At 64.5% G+C, this 21,013-nt stretch carries 24 protein-coding genes; 13 read left to right on the top strand and 11 right to left on the bottom strand.

Going from position 1 to position 21,013, the window contains the following annotated elements:
• Positions 1-41 precede the first annotated feature (41 nt).
• On the bottom strand, positions 42-389 hold the full coding sequence (gene arsC / locus G7044_RS00950) for an arsenate reductase (glutaredoxin) (protein ID WP_166324616.1): 348 nt from the start codon (positions 387-389) through the stop codon (positions 42-44).
• Between the two features lie 84 nt (positions 390-473).
• On the opposite strand from arsC, the gene G7044_RS00945 reads away from it, so the two are divergent.
• The gene (locus tag G7044_RS00945) at positions 474-830 is read left to right on the top strand and encodes an SUF system Fe-S cluster assembly protein (RefSeq protein ID WP_166324613.1); all 357 of its coding nucleotides are present in this window, start codon (positions 474-476) and stop codon (positions 828-830) included.
• A gap of 81 nt (positions 831-911) precedes the next feature.
• Here G7044_RS00945 and G7044_RS00940 read toward each other — a convergent pair whose 3' ends face one another.
• On the bottom strand, positions 912-1,115 hold the full coding sequence (locus tag G7044_RS00940) for a SlyX family protein (RefSeq protein ID WP_166324610.1): 204 nt from the start codon (positions 1,113-1,115) through the stop codon (positions 912-914).
• 46 nt (positions 1,116-1,161) lie between these two features.
• Between G7044_RS00940 and hisS the strand changes: the two genes are divergently transcribed.
• Genes hisS through hisG form a run of 3 tightly spaced genes read left to right on the top strand, consistent with a single transcriptional unit; the run spans position 1,162 to position 4,375 of the window.
• Positions 1,162-2,652, top strand: coding sequence for a histidine--tRNA ligase (hisS, locus tag G7044_RS00935; protein ID WP_166324607.1), 1,491 nt, complete (start codon positions 1,162-1,164; stop codon positions 2,650-2,652).
• Positions 2,646-3,710: an ATP phosphoribosyltransferase regulatory subunit gene (locus G7044_RS00930; RefSeq protein WP_166324604.1), complete on the top strand. Its 1,065-nt coding sequence runs from the start codon at positions 2,646-2,648 to the stop codon at positions 3,708-3,710. Before hisS ends, G7044_RS00930 begins: the two co-directional genes overlap by 7 nt.
• Positions 3,704-4,375 carry an ATP phosphoribosyltransferase gene (hisG, locus tag G7044_RS00925; protein WP_166324601.1) on the top strand — a complete coding sequence of 224 codons (672 nt, stop codon included), beginning with the start codon at positions 3,704-3,706 and terminating at the stop codon, positions 4,373-4,375. The genes G7044_RS00930 and hisG overlap by 7 nt, the downstream gene beginning before the upstream one ends.
• Before the next feature lie 102 nt (positions 4,376-4,477).
• On the opposite strand, the gene proS is transcribed toward hisG, so the two are convergent.
• A complete protein-coding gene (proS, locus tag G7044_RS00920; RefSeq protein ID WP_166324598.1) occupies positions 4,478-5,830 on the bottom strand; it encodes a proline--tRNA ligase in 1,353 nt (450 codons plus the stop codon).
• A gap of 138 nt (positions 5,831-5,968) precedes the next feature.
• Between proS and G7044_RS00915 the strand changes: the two genes are divergently transcribed.
• Entirely contained in the window at positions 5,969-6,931 is a 963-nt protein-coding gene (locus G7044_RS00915) for a glycosyltransferase family 8 protein (RefSeq protein ID WP_166324595.1), read from the top strand.
• A gap of 1 nt (position 6,932) precedes the next feature.
• Here G7044_RS00915 and G7044_RS00910 read toward each other — a convergent pair whose 3' ends face one another.
• Positions 6,933-7,730 carry a glycosyl transferase gene (locus G7044_RS00910; RefSeq protein WP_166324592.1) on the bottom strand — a complete coding sequence of 266 codons (798 nt, stop codon included), beginning with the start codon at positions 7,728-7,730 and terminating at the stop codon, positions 6,933-6,935.
• Positions 7,731-7,899: 169 nt separating this feature from the next.
• Between G7044_RS00910 and rpsD the strand changes: the two genes are divergently transcribed.
• Positions 7,900-8,520 (top strand): 30S ribosomal protein S4, encoded by a 621-nt coding sequence (gene rpsD, locus G7044_RS00905; protein ID WP_166324589.1) that lies wholly within the window; start codon positions 7,900-7,902, stop codon positions 8,518-8,520.
• A gap of 115 nt (positions 8,521-8,635) precedes the next feature.
• Here the strand turns inward: rpsD and G7044_RS00900 are convergent, their stop codons facing one another.
• From G7044_RS00900 to G7044_RS00890, 3 genes are read right to left on the bottom strand one after another with little or no spacing between them, the layout of a single operon-like run.
• Positions 8,636-9,238: a pyridoxamine 5'-phosphate oxidase family protein gene (locus tag G7044_RS00900; protein ID WP_166324586.1), complete on the bottom strand. Its 603-nt coding sequence runs from the start codon at positions 9,236-9,238 to the stop codon at positions 8,636-8,638.
• A 4-nt stretch (positions 9,239-9,242) separates the two neighbouring features.
• Positions 9,243-12,146: a helicase-related protein gene (locus G7044_RS00895; RefSeq protein WP_166324583.1), complete on the bottom strand. Its 2,904-nt coding sequence runs from the start codon at positions 12,144-12,146 to the stop codon at positions 9,243-9,245.
• Positions 12,147-12,168: 22 nt separating this feature from the next.
• Positions 12,169-12,690, bottom strand: coding sequence for a tetratricopeptide repeat protein (locus G7044_RS00890; RefSeq protein ID WP_166324580.1), 522 nt, complete (start codon positions 12,688-12,690; stop codon positions 12,169-12,171).
• A gap of 90 nt (positions 12,691-12,780) precedes the next feature.
• Here G7044_RS00890 and G7044_RS00885 point away from each other — a divergent pair, with 90 nt between their 5' ends.
• From G7044_RS00885 to G7044_RS00865, 5 genes are all read left to right on the top strand, one after another.
• Entirely contained in the window at positions 12,781-13,068 is a 288-nt protein-coding gene (locus tag G7044_RS00885; protein ID WP_166324577.1) for an SCP2 sterol-binding domain-containing protein, read from the top strand.
• 115 nt (positions 13,069-13,183) lie between these two features.
• Entirely contained in the window at positions 13,184-14,125 is a 942-nt protein-coding gene (locus G7044_RS00880) for an alpha/beta fold hydrolase (RefSeq protein ID WP_166324574.1), read from the top strand.
• A 75-nt stretch (positions 14,126-14,200) separates the two neighbouring features.
• A complete protein-coding gene (locus G7044_RS00875) occupies positions 14,201-16,024 on the top strand; it encodes a M3 family oligoendopeptidase (protein ID WP_166324571.1) in 1,824 nt (607 codons plus the stop codon).
• A gap of 125 nt (positions 16,025-16,149) precedes the next feature.
• Positions 16,150-16,665 carry a GNAT family N-acetyltransferase gene (locus tag G7044_RS00870; protein WP_166324568.1) on the top strand — a complete coding sequence of 172 codons (516 nt, stop codon included), beginning with the start codon at positions 16,150-16,152 and terminating at the stop codon, positions 16,663-16,665.
• Positions 16,629-17,804: a dipeptidase gene (locus tag G7044_RS00865; RefSeq protein ID WP_166324565.1), complete on the top strand. Its 1,176-nt coding sequence runs from the start codon at positions 16,629-16,631 to the stop codon at positions 17,802-17,804. The genes G7044_RS00870 and G7044_RS00865 overlap by 37 nt, the downstream gene beginning before the upstream one ends.
• Before the next feature lie 32 nt (positions 17,805-17,836).
• Here the strand turns inward: G7044_RS00865 and G7044_RS00860 are convergent, their stop codons facing one another.
• From G7044_RS00860 to G7044_RS00845, 4 genes are all read right to left on the bottom strand, one after another.
• Positions 17,837-18,280: an NUDIX domain-containing protein gene (locus G7044_RS00860; protein WP_166324562.1), complete on the bottom strand. Its 444-nt coding sequence runs from the start codon at positions 18,278-18,280 to the stop codon at positions 17,837-17,839.
• Between the two features lie 2 nt (positions 18,281-18,282).
• Positions 18,283-19,332, bottom strand: a complete 1,050-nt coding sequence (locus G7044_RS00855) for a 5-(carboxyamino)imidazole ribonucleotide synthase (RefSeq protein WP_166324559.1) — start codon at positions 19,330-19,332, stop codon at positions 18,283-18,285.
• Positions 19,325-19,828: a 5-(carboxyamino)imidazole ribonucleotide mutase gene (purE, locus tag G7044_RS00850; protein WP_166324556.1), complete on the bottom strand. Its 504-nt coding sequence runs from the start codon at positions 19,826-19,828 to the stop codon at positions 19,325-19,327. The genes G7044_RS00855 and purE overlap by 8 nt, the downstream gene beginning before the upstream one ends.
• A 78-nt stretch (positions 19,829-19,906) precedes the next feature.
• Positions 19,907-20,125 carry a YdcH family protein gene (locus G7044_RS00845; protein ID WP_166324553.1) on the bottom strand — a complete coding sequence of 73 codons (219 nt, stop codon included), beginning with the start codon at positions 20,123-20,125 and terminating at the stop codon, positions 19,907-19,909.
• Between the two features lie 169 nt (positions 20,126-20,294).
• Here G7044_RS00845 and G7044_RS00840 point away from each other — a divergent pair, with 169 nt between their 5' ends.
• Positions 20,295-20,705 carry an Hsp20 family protein gene (locus G7044_RS00840; RefSeq protein ID WP_166324550.1) on the top strand — a complete coding sequence of 137 codons (411 nt, stop codon included), beginning with the start codon at positions 20,295-20,297 and terminating at the stop codon, positions 20,703-20,705.
• Between the two features lie 12 nt (positions 20,706-20,717).
• A complete protein-coding gene (locus G7044_RS00835; RefSeq protein ID WP_166324547.1) occupies positions 20,718-20,945 on the top strand; it encodes a DUF1150 family protein in 228 nt (75 codons plus the stop codon).
• Positions 20,946-21,013 lie beyond the last annotated feature (68 nt).

Genomic DNA, 21,013 nt, shown 5'->3' with positions numbered 1-21,013 from the left:
CCGCTGGCGCAAGTCGAAACCGCAAGAAGCCGCGAACCGACCTATAGAATCTCGTCCAGCAGTTCCATCGGCCGCACCAGCCGGACACCTTTCGGCCCCACCACGATGGGGCGATTCAGCAGCACCGGATGGGCCTCGATCGCATCCAGTAGCTGATCGTCCGTCAAGCTGGCATCGCCGAGGCCCAGCTCGTCATAGGGCGTGCCTTTCTGCCGCAGCAGGCCGCGCACACCCAGCCCGGTTTCCTGCGCAAGCCAGCGCAGCCTGTCGCGATCAGGCGGAGTCTTCAGATATTCCACCACCTCCGGCTCGATCCCGCGGTCGCGGATCTCGCTCAGGACATTGCGCGAAGTCGAGCAGCGCGGAAGGTGATAGATGGTCACGGACATGAGCATTCCTTTACGTTTCGCCTCGGGACTGGAAGCGCCGCCCTTCATGACATATATATTCCTTCAAAGAACGGGATTTTGACCATGAACGACGATCTGATGGAAGGCGAGCCGCTGATCCGGCCCTCTAGCACCGAACACCCGCTGTACGATCAGGTGGTCGAGGCGTGCAAGACCGTATTCGATCCCGAGATTCCGGTGAATATCTATGATCTCGGCTTGGTCTACACCATCGACATCTCGGGCGAGGGTGTGGTCAAGGTCATCATGACGCTGACCGCGCCGGGCTGCCCCGTCGCGGGCGAGATGCCGGGCTGGGTCGCCGATGCGGTCGAAGCCATCCCCGGCGTGCGCGAGGTCGATGTCGAGATGACCTTCCAGCCGCAATGGGGCATGGACATGATGTCGGAAGAGGCTCGGCTGGAACTGGGCTTTATTTGATAGCGGTGCGAGCACGCGCCCATCGGCAGGCCATTACCCCAAAAACGTAGGGTGCGTGCTCGCACGCACCATTCGCCACCCTCACCAATGCGGCGGTTTCTGATCGGCCAGCGGGATCGAACTGCTATCCGCGACCTCGCGTTCGGCCTCGCGTTCCAGCAACATGCCGACGCGCGACTTCAGCCGGACGATTTCGCGTTCCTGCCGCGCAACCACGTCCGACAGTTCCTCGACCACGCGCGTCAGGTGCGCGATGCCTTCTTCCAAAGGCTGCAACTTGTCCATTCCGTCCATCTCCGCTAAGCCGCACCCGAGACTGGAGACAGGTTCCATGCCGCAGGACAAAAAGAAATCCCCCCGCCCGAAGGCAGATACGCCGAAGGGGTTCCGTGACTATTTCGGCGCAGATGTGACCGAACGCAAGGCGATGCTGGACAGTATCGCCGAGATTTATCATCTGCACGGGTTCGAGCCGCTGGAGACCTCGGCGGTCGAAACGGTCGAGGCGCTTGGCAAATTCCTGCCCGATGTGGACCGCCCCAATGCCGGCGTCTTCGCCTGGCAGGAAGAGGACGTGCCCGGCGGCGGGCGCGGCGACTGGATGGCGTTGCGCTATGATCTGACCGCGCCGCTTGCCCGTGTCGCGGCACAGTTCCGCAACGACCTGCCCTCGCCGTACCGGCGCTATGCGATGGGGCCGGTCTGGCGCAATGAAAAGCCGGGACCGGGGCGTTTCCGGCAGTTTTATCAATGCGATGCGGATACCGTGGGCAGCGCCTCGGTGGCGGCGGATGCGGAAATCTGCGCCATGTTGGTTTCCGCGCTGCAAGGCGTGGGCATCGCGCGCGGCGATTATCTGGTGCGGATCAACAACCGCAAGGTGCTGAACGGCGTGCTGGAAGCGACCGGCGTCGAAGGCGATGACCGCGCCGCCGACGTGCTGCGCACCATCGACAAGTTCGACAAGATCGGCGCCGACGGCGTGCGCCAGTTGCTGACCGTGGGCCGCAAGGATGACAGCGGCGCCTTCATCGACGGCGTCGGGCTGACCGATGCGCAGGCCCAGCCGGTGCTGGATTTCCTGACCTCGAAAGGCACCAGCAACACCGAAACGCTGGACAACCTGACCCGCGCGGTCGGTGCTTCGGCCATGGGCGCCGAAGGCGTGGCTGAGCTGCGCCAGATCGCGGACATGCTTGCAGCACTCGGCGTGGGCGAGGATCAGGCCGTTATCGACCCCTCCATCGTGCGCGGTCTGGGTTACTATACCGGCCCGGTCTTCGAGGCCGAACTGACCTTCGAAATCCTGGACGAGAAGGGCCGCAAACGGCAATTCGGTTCGGTCGCGGGCGGCGGGCGCTATGACGGGCTGGTCGAACGCTTCACCGGCCAGAAGGTCCCCGCCACCGGCGTTTCCATCGGCGTCGACCGCTTGCTGGCCGCCTTGCGCGCCAAGGGGCTGGCCGGTCAGGACAGTCGCGGCCCCGTCGTCGTCACCGTCATGGACCGCGACCGCATGGCCGAATATCACGCCATGGCGGCCGAGTTGCGCGCCGCCGGCATCCGCGCCGAGGTCTATCTGGGCAACCCCAAGAACTTCGGCAACCAGTTGAAATACGCCGATAAACGCAACGCTCCCATCGCCATCATCCAGGGCGGGGATGAGGCCGCGCGCGGCGTCGTCCAGATCAAGGACCTGATCCTCGGCGCGAAACTCGCGTCCGAAGTCAGTCACGAGGAGTGGAAATCCCAGCCCGCCCAGACCGAGGCCCCGCGCGATGGGCTGGTCCAGGCCGTCCGCGAGATGCTGGCGAGATGGTAGCGAAATCCGCCAAGCAGGAAATCGGTCAGCGCTTCCTTGTCGCCTTCCGCGATGCCGGCGCGGCCGAGGTCGCGCCCGACATCCTGCTGGACGCCGCAACCCTGCTGGACCTGTATGGCGAGGACATCCGCGCCCGCGCCTATCTGGCCACCGACCCGGTCCGGGGCGAAGTCGTGCTGCGCCCCGATTTCACCGTCCCCGTCGTTCAGGCCCATATGGATGGCGGCGCCGAACCCGCGCGCTACTGCTATCTGGGCGAGGTCTTCCGCAAACAGGACCACGGCGACACGCGACCAGAACACCCGCGCGACAATGAATATCTGCAAGCGGGGTTCGAGGTCTTCGCCCGCGACCCCGAAGCCGATGCAGAGGTCTTCGCCCTGTTCCACCGCCTGCTGTCACCTTACGGCCTCGATGCGGCGATGGGTGACATGGATATCCTGCTGGACGCTATTCGCGCACTGCCAGTCTCTGACGCACGGCGCGCGGCCTTGCTGCACCATGTCTGGCGCCCGATCCGTTTCGCCCGCCTGATCGCCCGCTTCTCGGCGCCGGTCGAGGCACGCGACCTGCCCACCAGCCCGGCCCCCTGGACCGGCCTGCGCACGGGCAGCGAGATGGAAGCCCGCATCGCCACCCTTGAGGCCGAGCCTGACGCCGCCCCCCTGCCCGCGATCTGGCGCGACAGGCTGATGCGGCTTTTCGCCATCGACGCCCCCGCGCCTTTGGCGCTGGAACAGCTTCGCGCGCTCGCACTGGAAATCCCCCAGATCGCCGAGGCCGTCGAACGCCTTGCTGCGCGGCTTGACCAGCTGGCCGCGCGCGGGGTTGACCCCGCCGCCATCCACTTTGCCGCCAGCCATGGCCGCGAGACGATGGAGTATTACGACGGCATGACCTTCACCTTCACCGCGCCGCAGCATCCCGGCTGGCCGCCCATCGCCTCGGGCGGGCGCTATGACGCGCTGACCGCGCAACTGGGTCGCGGCCGCGCGATTCCGGCGGTCGGCGGCATCATCCGCCCGGGCCTTGTTGCGGAACTGGAGGCCTCATGCTGAAGCTGGGTGTGCCGTCCAAGGGGCGGCTGATGGAAGACACATTTGGTTGGTTCGAAGCCCGCGGCATCAAACTGTCGCGCGCCGGATCGGACCGCGAATATGCCGGCCGGGTCGAGGGCGCGGACCTGTCGCTGGTGCTGCTGTCGGCGGGCGAGATTCCGCGCGAAATGGCGGCGGGCCGGATCGATCTTGGCGTCACCGGCTCTGACCTTGTGCGCGAAAAGCTGGCGGGCTGGCGTTCGGATGTGCGGGAACTCGTGCCGATGGGCTTTGGCCATGCCGACCTGATCCTCGCCGTTCCGGCCTGCTGGCGCGATTGCGAGAACCTCGACGATTTCGCGGCCATCGCCCGCCAGTTCCGCGCCGATCACGGCTTCAGGATGCGCGTCGCCACAAAATATCACCGTCTCGTCAGGGCTTTCCTTGCCGAACATGAGATCGCCGACTACCAGCTCGTCGACAGCCAGGGCGCGACCGAGGGCACCGTCGCCAATCTGACCGCCGAGGCGATTGCCGACATCACCTCCTCGGGCGAGACGCTGCGCGCCAATCACCTGAAGATCCTGCCCGACGCGCTGATCCACGCCAGCCAGGCAACGCTGTTTGCCTCGCTTCAGGGCGACCAGGCCGAGATCGACCGCTTTCTATCGCAACTGCAGGCCTGACAGTCGACGCCGGAACACGAAATAGCCCGCAGCAAAACTGCGGGCTATTTTCATTCTGGCGAAAATATCCCGCGGGGTCCGGGGGCGCGCAGCCCCCGGCCTTCACTTCGCCGCGTCAAAGACCGGCTGATAGATCTGTCCCAGCCGCAGGACGACATCGGCGGGCGACAATTCCTCGGATTCGCCGCTGCGGCGCGAAGTCAGTTCGACCTTGTTCGCCTGCAAGCCGCGCGGGCCGACGGTGATCCGCCAGGGCAGCCCGATCAGGTCCATGGTGGCGAATTTCGCGCCCGCGCGTTCGTCGCGGTCGTCATAAAGCACTTCCATGCCCTGCGCCGTCAGTTCGCGATACAGCGCCTCGCAGGCGGAATCGACGGAAGCGTCGCCCTGTTTCAGGTTCACGATGCCGACATGGAAGGGGGTCACCCCCTCGGGCCAGATGATGCCCTTGTCGTCGTGGTTCGCTTCGATGATGGCGCCGACAAGGCGGCTGACGCCGATGCCGTGGCTGCCCATATGGACGGGCGTGCGCTGCCCGTCGGGGCCGACGACGGTGGCGCCCATCGGTTCGGAATATTTGGTGCCGAAATAGAAGATCTGGCCGACCTCGATGCCGCGTGCGGTGCGGCGGCGTTCTTCGGGGATCTGCGCGAAAGCCGCCTCATCATGGGTTTCGTCGGTGCGGGCATAGCGGCTGGTGAACTCGTCCAGCACTGCCTGGCATTCCTCGACGCTGTCATAGTCGATGTGGCGGTTGCCGAAGCGCAGATCGGTGATCTCGCTGTCATAGAAGACTTCCGATTCGCCGGTATCGGCCAGCACCAGGAATTCGTGCGTATCGTCGCCGCCGATCGGGCCGGAATCGGCGCGCATCGGGATCGCCTGCAGGCCCATACGTTCATAGGTGCGCAGATAGCTGACCAGATGCCGGTTATAGGCGTGAAGTGCCGCGTCCTTGGTCAGGTCGAAATTATAGCCGTCCTTCATCAGGAATTCGCGCCCGCGCATGACGCCGAAGCGCGGGCGGATCTCGTCGCGGAATTTCCACTGGATGTGATACAGCGTCAGCGGCAGGTCCTTGTAGCTGTTCACATTGCTGCGGAAGATGTCGGTGATCATCTCCTCGTTCGTGGGGCCATACAGCATGTCGCGCTTGTGGCGGTCGGTGACGCGCAGCAGCTCGTCACCGTAGGCGTCATAGCGGCCGCTTTCGCGCCACAGATCCGCCGATTGCAGCGTCGGCATCAGCAGCGGGATATGGCCCGCGCGCTGCTGTTCCTCGTTCACGATCTGCTCGATCCGGGACAGCACCTTGAAGCCAAGCGGCAGCCAGGAATAGATCCCTGCCGATTGCTGCTTGATCATGCCGGCGCGCAGCATCAGCCGGTGGCTGGCGATCTGGGCCTCGGACGGGGTTTCCTTCAGGACGGGCAGAAAATAGCGCGACAGACGCATGGGAATGCCTTCAATTGCAGATTTCGCATCGGGTTAGCCCATGCCCCGCCGCCCCGCAAGGAAATGTTGCCCGGCTTGAGCACGCGGGCGCGCTGTGACAGAAACGCTGCCAGCACCCCGCCGAACATGCAGGCCCTGATGAGCGCAGACCCGATCTTCACGCCCGGCTTCACGCCGCGACACGATGTGGCGGTGATCGTCGCCTGCGATGCCAACTACCTGCCCTACGCCGCCATTCCGGCGCTGCAACTGGCCGGGCGCGGCGAGTATGACGTGCTGATCGGTGGACCAGAGCCGCTGGAGCTGCCCGCCATCCTGCGCGACGCCGGCATCGCCCATGTGGCGGCGGTCGACACCGATATTCTGGACGCGCTGCCGACCGATGCCCGCCGCTCCATCGCCACCTATATGGAGCTGTTCCTTGCCCGCGCCCTGCGCGGCATCTATCGCCGCATTCTGGTGCTGGACAGCGATGTTATCTTCGAACGCGGCGATCCGGGGCGGCTTCTGCGGACCGATATGCTGGGCCATGCGGTTGCAGCGGTGCGCGATAACCGGCAATGGCGTAACCCGAAAAAACTGGTGCGCGAGTTCAAGACGCTGCGCCGCCCCGCCGCGCCTTATTTCAACGCCGGCGTGGTCATGGTCGATACGGAAAGATGGGCCGAGGCAGGCTGGTCCGCCAAGGCGGAAAGCTTCGCCCGCGATCATCTGGCGGGCCTCGGGCGCGATCAGGCGCTGATGAACGGCATGCTCTACGGCGACTGGGCCGAGATCAGCCCTCTGTGGAACTGGCAGTTCACCTGGTCATCCTCGCATCTGATGTCGATGGCGGATCCCTGCATCATCCACTTCATCGGCCCGCATAAGCCTTGGCTCGACAGCGCCGATGGCCGCGTGCCGATGCGGCTGCGCGAAGACTTTTCCCGCATCCTGCCCAAGCATTTCCCAGATGCGCAAAGGGGCAGCGGGCTGGACCGCCGCCACTGGCCGACCCGAGGAGATCTGCGCAAGACCCTCGCAAAACAATGGATGGCGGCGGGGCCGATGCTGGATTACCTTGCCCGCTTCCCGGATGAATATACGCTTCTGAACCCCTGATTCAGCGCCATTTTTCTGCGATCCACGAAGCAGGCAGATAGAAATGCCGCAGATGCTTCGACAGGCTTTCGCGGCGGCGACCGTCAAAGGTGGCCTTCAGGTGGTCGCCGGGGGTGCGGACGGGATCGTGCTTTGACCATTGGCCCAGCACCGCATCGTCGGGGTTCAGGTGCCCGGCGAAGATCACCACCTTGGTCCCCTTGGGGATGCGCGGCGGGATCACGTAATTCAGCGGAAAGGGCGGGATGCAGTTCAGCCGGAAATGGCTGACCCAGCCGCGCGGCCAGAACTTGACCCCACCCGGTGCGTTATGGGTGACGAAGCGCTGTTCATAGCGATACTTGTCCGCCATCGCCTGAGGATCGGCGCGGAATTGTTCCTGCATCGGCTTCAGCTTGCCCACCTGCATCCGATAGATTGAGGTCTGGGCCATACGTTCGAACGGCGTATTCGGGTTTTTCGCCGTAATCGTGTCCGACGGATCGCCATAGTCGAAAAACGCGTCGATGTTGCCAGTGATGATGACGTCCAGATCCATGAACAGCACCGTGCCGGTAATGTCGCCCAGATCGCCCCAAAGCTGCGATTTCGGCCATTTGCCGGGCGTGTTCTTCGGCATGACGAAATCGGGTTCCGGCAGGGGCCGGGTCTCGATCCGGGGATCCATGCCCTCGGTCTGGTCGGTGAAGCAGATCACCCGGAAGGGCGGCGTGATATTGCGCGCCACCATGTTATAGAAGCGGTTCACGTATTCGGGGCCGTATTTCGCGCCCCATTTGATGCATATGATCTGTTTCATGCCTGCCTTTCTGCCGGTCTTTCCGCATTGCGGCAAGACCTGTTGACTCTGCCCCCAGCCCGGCTATAAGCGCCGCTTCATTGGTGTTGGTGGACCCCGCAAGGGGAAGCCTGTCGGGGGAAATCCCAAAGGACAACGCCCTTTTGAAACACACAAAAGGAGATCAGCCGTGACCAAACGCACGTCTGCCAAGTATAAAATCGACCGCCGTATGGGCGAAAACATCTGGGGCCGCGCCAAATCGCCGGTCAACCGCCGCGAATATGGCCCCGGCCAGCACGGTCAGCGCCGCAAGAACAAGCTGTCGGACTTCGGGACCCAGCTGCGCGCCAAGCAGAAGCTGAAGGGCTACTATGGCGACCTGACCGAAAAGCAGTTCCGCCGCATCTACACCGAGGCCGAGCGCGTCAAGGGCGATACCGGTGAAAACCTGATCGGTCTGCTGGAGCGTCGCCTGGACGCCGTCGTCTACCGCGCGAAATTCGTGCCGACCATCTTCGCCGCCCGCCAGTTCGTGAACCACGGCCACGTGACCGTGAACGGCAAGCGCGTGAACATCGCCTCGTATCGCGTCAAGGAAGGCGACGTGATCGCTGTCCGCGACCGCTCGAAGCAGCTGGCGATCGTGCTGGAAGCCGTGCAACTGGCTGAACGCGACGTTCCGGACTATCTGGAAGTCGACACCAACAAACTGACCGCGACCTTCGTGCGCACCCCGGCGCTTGGCGACGTGCCCTATGCCGTCGTGATGGAGCCGAACCTGGTCGTCGAATACTACGCGAAGAACTGATCCTTTCGGATCGGATTTTCAGGGGCCGTCCTTCGGGGCGGCCCTTTTTATTTGCTCCGGCCCGACTGGGGCGCTGCCCCAGACCCCGGGATATTTGTGCCAGAATGAAAGAGCGTTACCACATGGTCCGCGCGGCCCGTTCGGGCCATTCGATATCATAGCTTTCGCCGCCAACCTGCCCCGCAGTCAGGTCAGCCAGGATCTGGCCGGGGGTGGGCAGGCCGGCGCTGTCATCCTCGCCCGTCCAAAGGCCTGCGCGGATCACGGCACGGGCGCATTGGAAATAGACCTCGGCAATCCGCAGGACGATCACGGTGCGGGGTTCCTTGCCCTCATGTGCGAAGCTGGCGCGCAGGCCGGGGTCGTCAGTGATGCGGGCGCGGCCGTTGATGCGGATCACGTTGGCGGAGCCGCGCACAAGGAACATCAGGCTGGTGCGGTCATCACGGGCGATATTCGCCAGGCTGTCAATGCGATCATTGCCGCGCCAATCCGGTAGCGCCAGCGTCTGCGGGTCCAACTCGCGCACCACCGGGCCATCATCGCCACGCGGGCTGGCATCGGTCCCTTCGGGGCCGACAGTGGCCAGAATGCAAAACCGCGCCCGTTGGATATGGGCGCGGTATGCGTCGGTCAGGTGGTCCGCGACCTTGCGGGTGGCGGCGGGCGCCGGGGCCCCGTAAATCTGCGACAGATCTTCGGGGCTCAGCCAGCGCATCCGCTTAATCCTTCTTGATCAGCCCAGCGAGCGCCGCCGCGAAGGGGTTGTCCGGGTCGATCGGCTTTTCGGCGCGCGGCGGGCGAGAGCTGAAATTCTTGGGCCGGTCGTTCCGGTCATCCTTGCCGCGCGGCTTGCCGCCCTTGGGCTTGCCCTTGAAATCACCCCGAGGCTTCTTGCCCTGACGTGCGCCCTCGCCCTGCCCTTCACCGTCGGCACGCGGGCCGCGCGCTTGTAGGTTGCCACGGTCCTGACGCGGACGGCGGTCGCCCTGCGGGCGCGGATTGCGCGGACGTGGGGCCCAGCGGAAGGTATAGAAAACCTCCATCTCGGGCGCGGCTTCGGTGCTTTCAGCCCCGGCCTCGGTCGCGTCAGCGGCCTCGCCCGCAGTGTCAGCCTGAGCCTCGGCCTTTTTCTTCTCGGCCTGTTCGGCTTCCCATTTGGCGCGGGTCTCGGCGGCGAGAACCGATTCTTCCTCGGTCAGGGGATGCTCGTGATCGACCTCGGCAGGGGTCTCGGGCGCGGCAACAGGGGCGGCTTCGGCGCGGGTTTTCACCCGCTCACCCTTCTCGGCGGCATAGCCGAGGCCTTCCATCAGGTTCGCGAACTGTTCAAGCGTCATGCCGGTAATCGACAGCATGTCTGCATTCGCCTCGAAACCGGCGCGGGTGTCCTGAGTGCGCAGCATGTCGGCCAGGCGTTCCAGCATGTCGATGCGGATGGCGCGGTCGCCGGCCGGGCGGTAACCCGACAAAGTATAGGTGCGGACCGGCACATCGGGCAGGTTCGGGATCGTCACCAGACCGGGCGGCGGGCTTTCGGGGAATTCGTCCAGACCGTCCCACAGGCCCGACAGCACCAGCCGCAGCCGGGTCGGCGCGGGTTTCAGCACGGCGGGCATGAAGATGGTGAACTGGCCAAAGCGCACGCCATGCTTGCGCAGCAGGCCGCGCGCGTCCTGATCCAGATCCTTGACCTCGGCCGCGACTTCCTCGCGGCGGATTATGCCCAGATTTTCGACCAACCGGAAGGCGAAGCCGCGGGCCAGCCCGGTCAGCGCCTCGTCGCGGGACATGGCCAGCAACGGTTCGAACAGGGTTGCGGTCTTGCGGTCGATGAAATGCTGCAGGCGGCGCTTCACCTTTTCGGCGATGTCGCTGCCGGCTTCTTCGTCAACGAAGGCCTCGATGCCCGGCTTCATCGGATCGCTGCCCTTGACCAGCTTGCCGACCGCGGCATTGCCCCACATCAGGCCGCCCTGTTCGGTGAAATCCAGTTCGGTATCGGGCGCGTTATAGAAACGATCCGCGCGCAGATGGAATTCAGGGCGCAGCGCCTCATAGGCGGCGCGGTTCAGCATCCGCGCCTCGTCGGGATTCTGGGTCGTATCGGCCCGGAAGCGGAATCCTTCCAGCCGCCCGGCGAATTCGCCCTCGACGCTGACTTCACCCTTGTCGTTCACCTCGGCCACGAGGGTCTCCTTCTGCTTGAGCCGGCGCATCAACACTGACGTGCGCCGGTCCACAAATCGTTGCGTGAGCGCCGCGTGCAGCGCGTCTGACAGGCGGTCTTCTACCGTGCGCGTCGCCTCGCGCCAATATGTTTCGTCATTAACCCAGCCAGAGCGCTGAGCGACATAGGTCCATGTGCGGATGAAGGCCAGCCGCTTTGACAACGCGTCAATGTCGCCCTGGGTTCGGTCGATCCGTTCGATGGCGCGTTGCAGCCAGTCATTGGGGATGCCGCCTTCCTGCAGGAAGGTGAAGATGCGTAGCAGCAGACTGGTATGTTCAGCGGGTGAAATACTGCGGAAATCGGGGATTCGGCACACATCCCACAGCAGCCGCACATCGGCGGGCGTGGTCACGCGGTCGCGGATTTCGGGCATTTCGCGCAGGGTTTTAAGCGCGACCAGATCGTCCGCCTCGCGCCCGCGCATCAGCCATTCGCTGTCGGACGGCGCTTCCAGGCTGGCAATCAGCCGGTCCATGGTGCCGAATTCCAGCCGAGAATTGCGCCAGACCAGCCGGCTGATCGGCGCGAAACGGTGGTTTTCGATGGCGGCGATCAGGCCATCGTCCAGCGGCGATGCCTCACCCGTAACGCCGAAAGTACCGGGTTCGGTGTGGCGCCCGGCGCGGCCGGCGATCTGGCCCATTTCATGCGGGAACAGCGGGCGCATCCGACGGCCGTCGAATTTCTCGGTCGAAGAAAAGGCGACATGCTTGATATCGAGGTTCAGCCCCATGCCGATGGCATCGGTGGCGACCAGATGGTCGACCTCGCCCGACTGGTACATCTCGACCTGGGCGTTGCGGGTGCGGGGGCTCAGCGCGCCCATGACCACCGCAGCCCCGCCCTTCTGGCGGCGCAGAAGCTCGGCAATGGCGTAAACGTCATCGACCGAGAAGCCGACAATGGCCGAGCGCGGCGGCATCCGGCTGATCTTCTTTGACCCGGCCCAGCTGAGCGTGGAAAACCGTTCGCGCCGCATGAATTGCGCTTCCGGCACCAGTGCGGCGATGGCCGGGCGCATGGTGTCGGACCCCAGCAGAAGCGTTTCATGACTGCCGCGGGCATTCAGCAGGCGCTCGGTAAACACATGGCCGCGCTGCGGATCGGCGCAAAGCTGGATTTCGTCGATGGCGACAAATTCGGCACCGATTTCCGGCATCGCCTCGGTCGTGGCAACCCAATATTGGGCGCGAGGCGGCACGATACGCTCCTCGCCCGTCACCAGCGCCACCGCGCCGGGACCGCGCGCCTTCACGATGCGGTCGTAAACCTCGCGCGCAAGCAAGCGCAGCGGCAGGCCGATGACTCCGGTGCGATAAGCCAGCATGCGTTCGATGGCGTAATGTGTCTTGCCGGTATTGGTCGGGCCCAGCACGGCCGTAATGCGTGACATGGCTGCCCCTTATGATCCGGCGTCAGATGTTGGTGCCGGTGTCGATCGCTTCAAGACGTGCCTTGGCGTCGATTGCGTCCTGTTGATGGGGATTGATTTCCAGGCTGCGGCTCAGCGCCTCTATCGCGCGGGGGGTATCGTTCAGCTCTTCCAGCATGGTGCCAAGCTGGGTCAGGGCCAGATAATGCTTCGGCTCCAGCTCCAGCGCGCGGGCCAGATCGACCGCCGCCGGGCCGTAATCGCCGTTCAGCCAATAGGCCATGCCGCGCAACTGGTAACCGGTGGCGTGATCCGGCGCGTGATCGACCAGTGCCGTCAGGTGGCCGATGGCCGACAGATAGTCGCCCTCGTCCAGGGCCGATTCGCCGCGCAGCTGGATCATGTTCAGCGCCTGCGACCCGGTGTCTTCCCATGCGGTCAGGATCTGTGTCTCGGCCTCCATCCAGGCATCGCCTTCGGTCTGGGCCAATGCGTCGAACAGCGCGGGATCCGCCTTGCCCGCAAAGGCAGGAAACGCGAAAAATGCGATGGAAAATGCCGCCACGGCATGATGGAAAAGAAACGCGTGCCTGATCATATAGGCAATGTAACCCGACTAGCTGGCCGCTTGCCAGTCAACACCGAGGAGAATTTGATGAGCAACGTTATCGACGCCGCTGTCGTGGCACTGAACGAAAAGCTGGCCGGCTTCGCCGATGGCACCGCGAAATTCGTGATCGAGGACGAGGGCGCGATCATCGTCGATGCCGGCGGTGCGCGCGCGGGCGATGATGATGCCGATGTCACCCTGACCGCCAATCGCGAGACCTTCGAAGGTCTGCTGGACGGTTCGGTCAACCCGACCATGGCCTATATGACCGGCAAGCTGGCCATCGACGGCAATATCGGGCTGGCGATGAAACTGGGCTCGGCACTGTCCTGATCCTCCTCGTGGGGCGCGCGCGTCCTTTGGCCGCGCGTGCCGGACCGCCAACCCCGTTCTTTACCCGCGCAAATCACGCTTTCCCCTGGCGGGTTTTCTGCTACGACTGCCCGCCATGAGCCTGTCACCCGCACCCTTTCACCAGTTCCCCGGCACCTCCGAAGTGCCAGCCGAAGCCTATTGGCTGCGCAGCGACGATGACGTGCGCCTGCGCGTCGCGCTTTGGCGCGCAAATGACGCGGCGGGTACGATCCTGCTGTTTCCGGGACGCACCGAATATGTCGAGAAATATGCCCCTGTCGGCGCGCTGCTGACGGCCGCAGGCTTTAACGTGCTGGCAATCGACTGGCGCGGACAGGGGCTGGCGGACCGGCTGCAGGAAAACCCTCGCCCCGGCCATATCGCCGATTTCGCCCAGTACCAGCTGGACGTGGTCGCCATGGTAGAGGCCGCAGCGACACTGGAGCTGACCGAGCCGTGGCATCTGCTGGCGCATTCGATGGGCGGCACGATCGGGCTTGCTGCGCTGCATAACGGGTTGCCGGTCGATACGGCGACCTTCTCGGCGCCGATGTGGGGGATCAACCATGCCCCCATGCCGCAGGCGGTGGCGCTTGCTTTGGCAGGCGTTGCGGGCCGGTTGGGACGCGGCGGCGCAGCGGCCTTCGGAACCGGCGGCGACGGCACCTATGTTATGGACGAGCCCTTTCGCAACAACCTTCTGACCAGCGACGCCGAATCCTGGGCCCGCATGGTCCGCGAGGCCGCCACCTGGCCCGATCTGACGCTTGGCGGGGCCACCTATTCCTGGGTCGGCAACGCACTTGGCGAATGCCGCAGGCTGGCGGCAGAGCCTTCGCCCGACGTGCCCATGCTGGTTTCGCTCGGTTCTCGTGAACTGATCGTGTCCGGCCCCGCAATTCGCGCCCGCGCCGCCGCCTGGCCCGCCGGACGCCTGCTGGAACTTGACGGCGCACATCACGAGGTGATGTTCGAAACGCCAGAGCTGCAGGAACAATTCTTCGCAGCCTTCCTTGGTTTGCTGGGCGTCCGCTGAACCGGCAGCCGGTGGCGGGGGTTGAACCCGCCGCCCGCAGCCTGCACATCTTGGGGCAACAGAAAGGAAGCCCCGATGCGCTTTGACCGCGAACTCCTCCGCGATACGACCCTGACTGGCACGCAGACCGAATTCGGCACCCTGCCCGACTGGGATCTGACCGACCTTTATCCCAGCCCCGACGCCCCCGAACTGAAGGCCGATCTGGCCGCGCTGGAGGAAAAAGCCGCCAGCTTCGCCGCCGATTATGAAGGTAAGCTGGCCGATCTGAACGCGCCAGAGATGTTGCAGGCTGTCCTGCGCTATGAAGACATCGACATCCTCGGCGGGCGCATCATGTCCTATGCCGGCCTGCGCTATTACCAGAACACCACCGATGCCGGCCGCGCCAAGCTGCTGTCGGACCTGCAGGCGCAGATCACCGACATGACCACGCCGCTGGTCTTCTTCAGCCTGGAATTCAACCGTATCCCCGAGGAAACCTATCAGGCGGTCTTCACCGCCGCCGATGGTCCGGCGCGTTACAAACCCGTCTTCGACCGGATGCGCGCCATGCGCCCCTATCAACTGTCGGACGAGTTGGAAAAATTCCTGCATGACAATTCGGTCGTGGGGGCCGCGGCCTGGAACCGGCTGTTTGATGAAACCATGGCCGGGCTGGAATTCGATGTGGATGGCGAAACGCTTGGGCTGGAGGCCACGCTGACCTTGCTGACCGACCATGACCGCGCCAAGCGCGAGGCTGCGGCCCGCGCGCTCGCGGTCGTTTTCGGGCGTAACATCAAACTGTTCTCACGCGTTCATAATACGCTCGCCAAGGAAAAGGCGGTCGAGGACAAGTGGCGCAAGATGCCCTCGCCCCAGCATGGCCGGCACCTGTCCAACCATGTCGAGCCCGAAGTGGTCGAGGCGCTGCGCAATGCCGTGACGGCGGCTTATCCGCGCATCTCGCACCGCTATTACGCGCTGAAAGCCAAGTGGCTGGGTCTGGACAAGCTGCAGGTCTGGGACCGCAACGCGCCCCTGCCAACCGAAACGCCGAAGACCGTCGGCTGGGACGAGGCGCAGGCGACGGTGCTGGACGCCTATGCGGGCTTCTCGCCGAAACTCGCGGAACTGGCGCAGCCCTTCTTCACCGACGGCTGGATCGACGCGGCGGTCAAACCCGGCAAGGCCCCCGGCGCCTTCGCCCACCCGACCGTGACCACCGCGCATCCTTACGTGATGCTGAACTATCTGGGCAAGCCGCGCGACGTGATGACGCTGGCGCATGAGCTGGGCCACGGTGTCCACCAGCGGCTGGCGGCAGGTCAGGGCGAATTGCTGGCCTCGACGCCCCTGACGCTGGCGGAAACGGCCAGCGTCTTCGGCGAGATGCTGACCTTCCGCAAGCTTCTGGCCGAAACCACCGATCCGGCGCAGAAAAAGGCGCTGCTGGCCGGCAAGGTCGAGGACATGATCAACACCGTGATCCGCCAGATCAGCTTCTATGATTTCGAGGTCCGGCTGCATGCCGCCCGCGCCGAAGGCGAGTTGACGCCCGACGACATCAACGCGATCTGGATGGCGGTGGCGCAGGAAAGCCTTGGCCCGGTCTTCGAATTCATGCCCGGCTATGAAACCTTCTGGTCCTATGTTCCCCATTTCGTGCACTCGCCCTTCTACGTCTATGCCTATGCCTTCGGCGACGGGCTGGTGAACGCGCTTTATGCCGCATACGAGGCCGCGCCCGAGGGGTTCCAGGACAAGTATTTCGACATGCTGGCCGCTGGCGGGTCCAAGCATCACAAGGAATTGCTGGCCCCCTTCGGGCTGGACGCCTCTGACCCGGCTTTCTGGGACAAGGGCCTGTCCATGATCGAAGGCTTCATCGACGAATTGGAGGCGATGGAGGCCTGATCCGCCCTATCGGTCTGCGCCGCCATCGGCGCAGACCACACCGCTGCCCACCCGGCAAAGATGAGGTTCTACATGTCCGGCCCAAAGGCCAACGGCCCCCTTCAAGCCGGCACAGGCAACCGCGCATGATCGTGCTGTCCCCGATGCCGCCCGAGCGTCTGACCGAGTTGGCGCAGCTGCGTCAGCATCCCGGCCAATATGCCAATGATGGCGCGCGGATGATCCTCGACGACACGCCCGAACTCAGCTTTCACGCCATTCACGCCGAAGGCCGGCTGGTCGGCATGTTCAAGCTGGACCCCCGCTATCCCGAACGTCACGATTTTGCAGAAGACACCGACCTTGGCATTCGCGGCGTGCTGATCGACCACCTGCAACAGGGGCGCGGCCTCGGCACCCGCGCAATGGCGGCGCTGCCCGACTATGCCGCCGGGCTTTATCCCGACAAGCGTCGTCTGGTGCTGACGGTCAACCTGCTGAATCCCGGTGCCTATGCCATTTACCGCAAGGCCGGCTTTCGCGACATGGGCGAGATATATGCTGGCGGATCGCGCGGACCCCAGCATATCCTCTGGGCAGACCTGCCAGTGCCGAAGGACCCCATATGCTCCGCAAGATCCTCCTCGTCCTGCTCGGCCTGATCGCGCTTGCGGCTGCCGCTTTCTTCACCTTCGCGCCTGGCTATGTGGAACGCGGGCTGAACCCGCTGACCACGCCCGAGGACGGCTGGCCCGTCAGCGAACAGGCGCAGGCCCTGCATGACCGGCTGACCATCGGCGACTGGCATTCTGACGCCCTGCTGTGGGACCGCGACCTGCTGAAACGGGTGGATCGCGGCCATACCGATGTTCCGCGCCTGCAGGACGGCAACGTCGCCGTGCAGGTCTTCACCACGGTGACGAAAAGCCCTTCGGGGCTGAATTATGGCCAGAACAGTGCCGAGGCACCGGACAATATCACCAAGCTGGTGATGGGCCAGTTGCGCCCGATCCGCACCTGGTCCAGCCTGAAGGAACGCGCACTGGATCAGGCCGCGCGCCTGCGCGCCATGGCCGAACGCGACCCGGAAAACCTGCGCCTGATCCTGACCCGCACCGACCTGCAAGCGCTGCTGGATGCCCGCGCGGGCGGTGCGAAGACCGTGGGCGCGATCCTGGGTACCGAGGGCGCGCACCCGCTGGAAGGCGATACCGCCAATCTGCAAACCCTGTATGACGCGGGGTTCCGGGTGGTGGGGCTGACGCATTTCTTCGACAATGAGCTCGGCGGCTCGCTGCATGGCGAAAGCGGTGACGGGCTGTCGGATTTCGGCCATCAGGTGATCGCGGGGCTGAGCCAGCGCGGCATGATCATCGACCTCGCCCATGCCAGCCCGCAGATGGTTCGCGACGTGCTGGCGACGCAGGGCACCCGGCCGATCATCTCGCATACCGGCATTCACGGCAATTGCGGCACCAAGCGCAATCTGGCCGACGATCTGGTCCGCGACGTCGCCGCCAAGGGCGGTGTGATCGGGATCGGCTATTGGACCGATGTGAATTGCGGCAGCACCCCCGCCGATATCGCCAAATCCATCCGCGCGGCCATCGCGCTGGTGGGCGAGGATCACGTCTCACTCGGCTCGGATTATGACGGCTCGGTCGATGCGCCCTTCGACACGGCGGGGCTGGCGGCGCTGACACAGGCGCTGATGGATGAAGGGCTTAGTGAGGACCAGATCGCCAAGGTCATGGGCGGTAACATGATGCGCTATCTGGCGGAAACGCTGCCGCCGGGCTGACAGCGTCAGCGGCAGACGGTGCGCAGCCACCGTTACCAGACGATTTCTTCCATCGGGTCATACCACGCCGCATGTTGCCCCCAGACCGCGCGGGCCAGCATGCGCGGACGGTGATGCAGCTTGGCCAGCTCGGCCCTGGTGACCCAACGGGCGCGGTTCACCACGCCTTCGGGATCTTCCAGAACGATGTCGGCATCATCGATCAGCGTCGCCCGGTGGATCAGATCGACCTGATGAAAGCCCTTCACCGAATCCTGAAATTCGTTGACGAGGATGATCGCGCCGACACTGATCTGCAGGCCGGTTTCCTCCATCACCTCGCGTTGAAGGTTTTCCGGCAGCGACTGGCCCGGTTCGGCCCCACCGCCGGGCAGGCACCACATTTCGGAACCATAATCCGGCGGATAGGCATTGACCATCAGCAGCCGGTCGCCCTGCAAAATCGCCGCGCGCACCGCCAGCCGGGGCCGGGCCATCCTCACCGGATGATCCGGTTGACATGGCCCATCTTGCGGCCCGCCCGCGCCTCGGCCTTGCCGTAAAGATGCACCTGCGTATTGGGCGCGGCCAGCAGTTCCGGCAGCCGGTCCATGTCATCGCCGATCAGGTTTTCCATCACCACGTCGGCATAGCGCTTGCCGTCACCCAAAGGCAGCCCGGCCACGGCGCGGATATGCTGTTCGAACTGATCGACAGCACAGCCCGCCTGCGTCCAGTGGCCCGAGTTATGGACCCGCGGCGCGATCTCGTTCACCACCAGTCCCTCGGGCGTGACGAACAGCTCGACCCCCATGACGCCGACGTAATCCAGCGCGCCTGCTATCTGGGCCGCCAGCAACACACCATCCGTCACCAGCCGCTGCGGCACGCCGCTGGGCACGGTGGTGGTGCGCAAAATGCCGCCCTCGTGCACGTTCAGGCCGGGATCATAGGCCGCCACCGCGCCATCCGCGCCGCGCGCCACGATGACGCTGATCTCGCCCGAGAAACTGACGAAGCCCTCCAGAACCGAAGGCGCGCCGGTCCAATCCCGTTGCGCCGGGTCCGAAAACCGGATCTGACCCTTGCCGTCATAGCCCATGCGCCGCGTCTTCAGGATCGAAGGCGCGCCAATCTGTTGCAGCGCATCCGCAAGATCAGCCTCGGTTTCGACATTGGCGAAAGGCGCGGTTTTCAGGCCGAGGTCGCGCAGAAATTCCTTTTCCGTCAGCCGGTCCTGCGACACGGCCAAAGCGCGCCGGTTCGGCCGGATCGGACGGATGGATTCCAGCAGATCCAGCGATTCCGCCGGCACATTCTCGAACTCATAGGTGATGACATCGACAGATTCGGCGAAGGCGCGCAGCGCGGCGGCATCGTCATAGCTGGCCGTCGTCACCCGATGCGCCACATCGCCCGCAGGCACCGTGCCCGGTTCATAGATATGGGTCCGGTATCCCAGCCGCGAGGCCGCCACCGACAGCATCCGCCCCAGTTGACCCCCGCCGAGGATCCCGATCACGGCACCTTGCGGCAAGGCCTCAGTCATCGGACGGCTCCTCGGGGATCGAGGCCGACAGCGCCGCGCGCCAGGCGTCCAGCCGCGCCGCAAGCGCCGGGTCCGACACAGCCAGAATCGCCGCAGCCATCAGCCCGGCATTGGCCGCGCCCGCAGCGCCGATGGCCATGGTCGCCACCGGGAAACCCTTGGGCATCTGAAGAATGGAGTAAAGCGAATCGACCCCGGACAGCGCCTTGGTCTGCACCGGCACACCCACCACCGGCACGCGGGTCTTCGACGCCATCATGCCCGGCAGATGCGCCGCCCCGCCGGCCCCGGCGATAATGACCTTCAGCCCGCGATCCGCCGCCGCCTTACCATAGGTCCAAAGCCGGTCGGGGGTGCGGTGGGCGCTGACGATCTTCGTCTCGTAACCCACACCCAGCTCGTCCAGTATCGCCGCTGCCTCGCGCATGGTCGGCCAGTCCGACTGGCTGCCCATGATGATGCCGACCGGCACGCCTGCTTGATCGCTCAGATCCATATCGCCCCCGATTGAAGGAAGTGCGCACTATATTCAGCCCGTCGCGGGACGCAACAAATCCCGGCTGTTTAACTGCGCTCAGGCGATGATATCGGGGGTCAGTTCGTCTTCCAGCCGCGCAATGCGGTCCTTCAGCGCCAGCTTCTGCCGTTTCAGCCGCTGCAGGGTCAGCGACGATGCCCCAACCTGCCCCGCCAATGCGGCGATCGCCTCGTCAAGGTCGCGATGTTCGCGCCGCAGCACCTCCAGCTTGGCGCGGGCGATTTCCTCGTGGCTCATTTCGGGATGGAAGGTCATGCGGGGCTCGTTCTGGCTGGGCAGTCGCGATTATAGCGGGCGGCCCGGGAATGTTAACTGCTATCGCAGGCCTTGTCGTGCGAGGGCTGCCACCACATATTGATGCCACGGGTCGCCGCTTCTGGGATCCGGGACCAAGGACGAGTCGCTGCACAAGGGCTTGAAACAGATGACGAAACTCACGCTGGCCACGCATCCCCACCTGTTGGGGTTCGATCAGATCGAGCGTTTGGCCGAACGTGCGGCCAAAGGGGCCGAGGGCTATCCGCCCTATAATATCGAACACCATGCGCCGGACGGGTTTACCATTACCCTGGCCGTCGCCGGCTTTGCTGAAAGCGATCTGACCGTGGCGCTGGAAAACCGGCAGCTGACCATCAGCGGCCGCCAACCCGAATCGGCCGAGGATCGCGTCTTTCTGCATCGCGGCATTGCCGCGCGGGCCTTTCAGCGCAGCTTCGTGCTGGCCGATGGGGTCGAGGTCGGGGCTGCAAGGTTGGAAAACGGGCTTCTGTCCATCTCGCTTCAACGTCGCCCACAGCAAAGCGTCGTCCAGACCATACCGATCAGCCGCAATTGAAAGGGGATCGCCATGAATACGAAATTTGAAGATCTGCCGGAAGCGACCGGCAACATCGTCTATATCCGTCGTGTCGCGATGGACAGCCTGCCCGAGGAGGTGCGCGAACAAGCGCCCGAGCTTGACAGCCTTTATGCCGTCCACGGCATTGACGGAGAACGTCTGGCACTGGTGAAAGATCGCGAGATGGCCTTCTTCCTGGCGCGCCAGAACGACCTCAGCCCCGTCAGCGTCCACTAAGACGCAGGGATGCCGCGCCGCCCTTCATGCTCCGGGGGCGGCGTGTGCTTTTGGTGACGGAGCCTTAC

This window comes from Paracoccus xiamenensis (assembly GCF_011308835.1).
Classification (GTDB): domain Bacteria; phylum Pseudomonadota; class Alphaproteobacteria; order Rhodobacterales; family Rhodobacteraceae; genus Paracoccus; species Paracoccus xiamenensis.
This window is presented reverse-complemented; position numbering and strand designations above follow the sequence as displayed.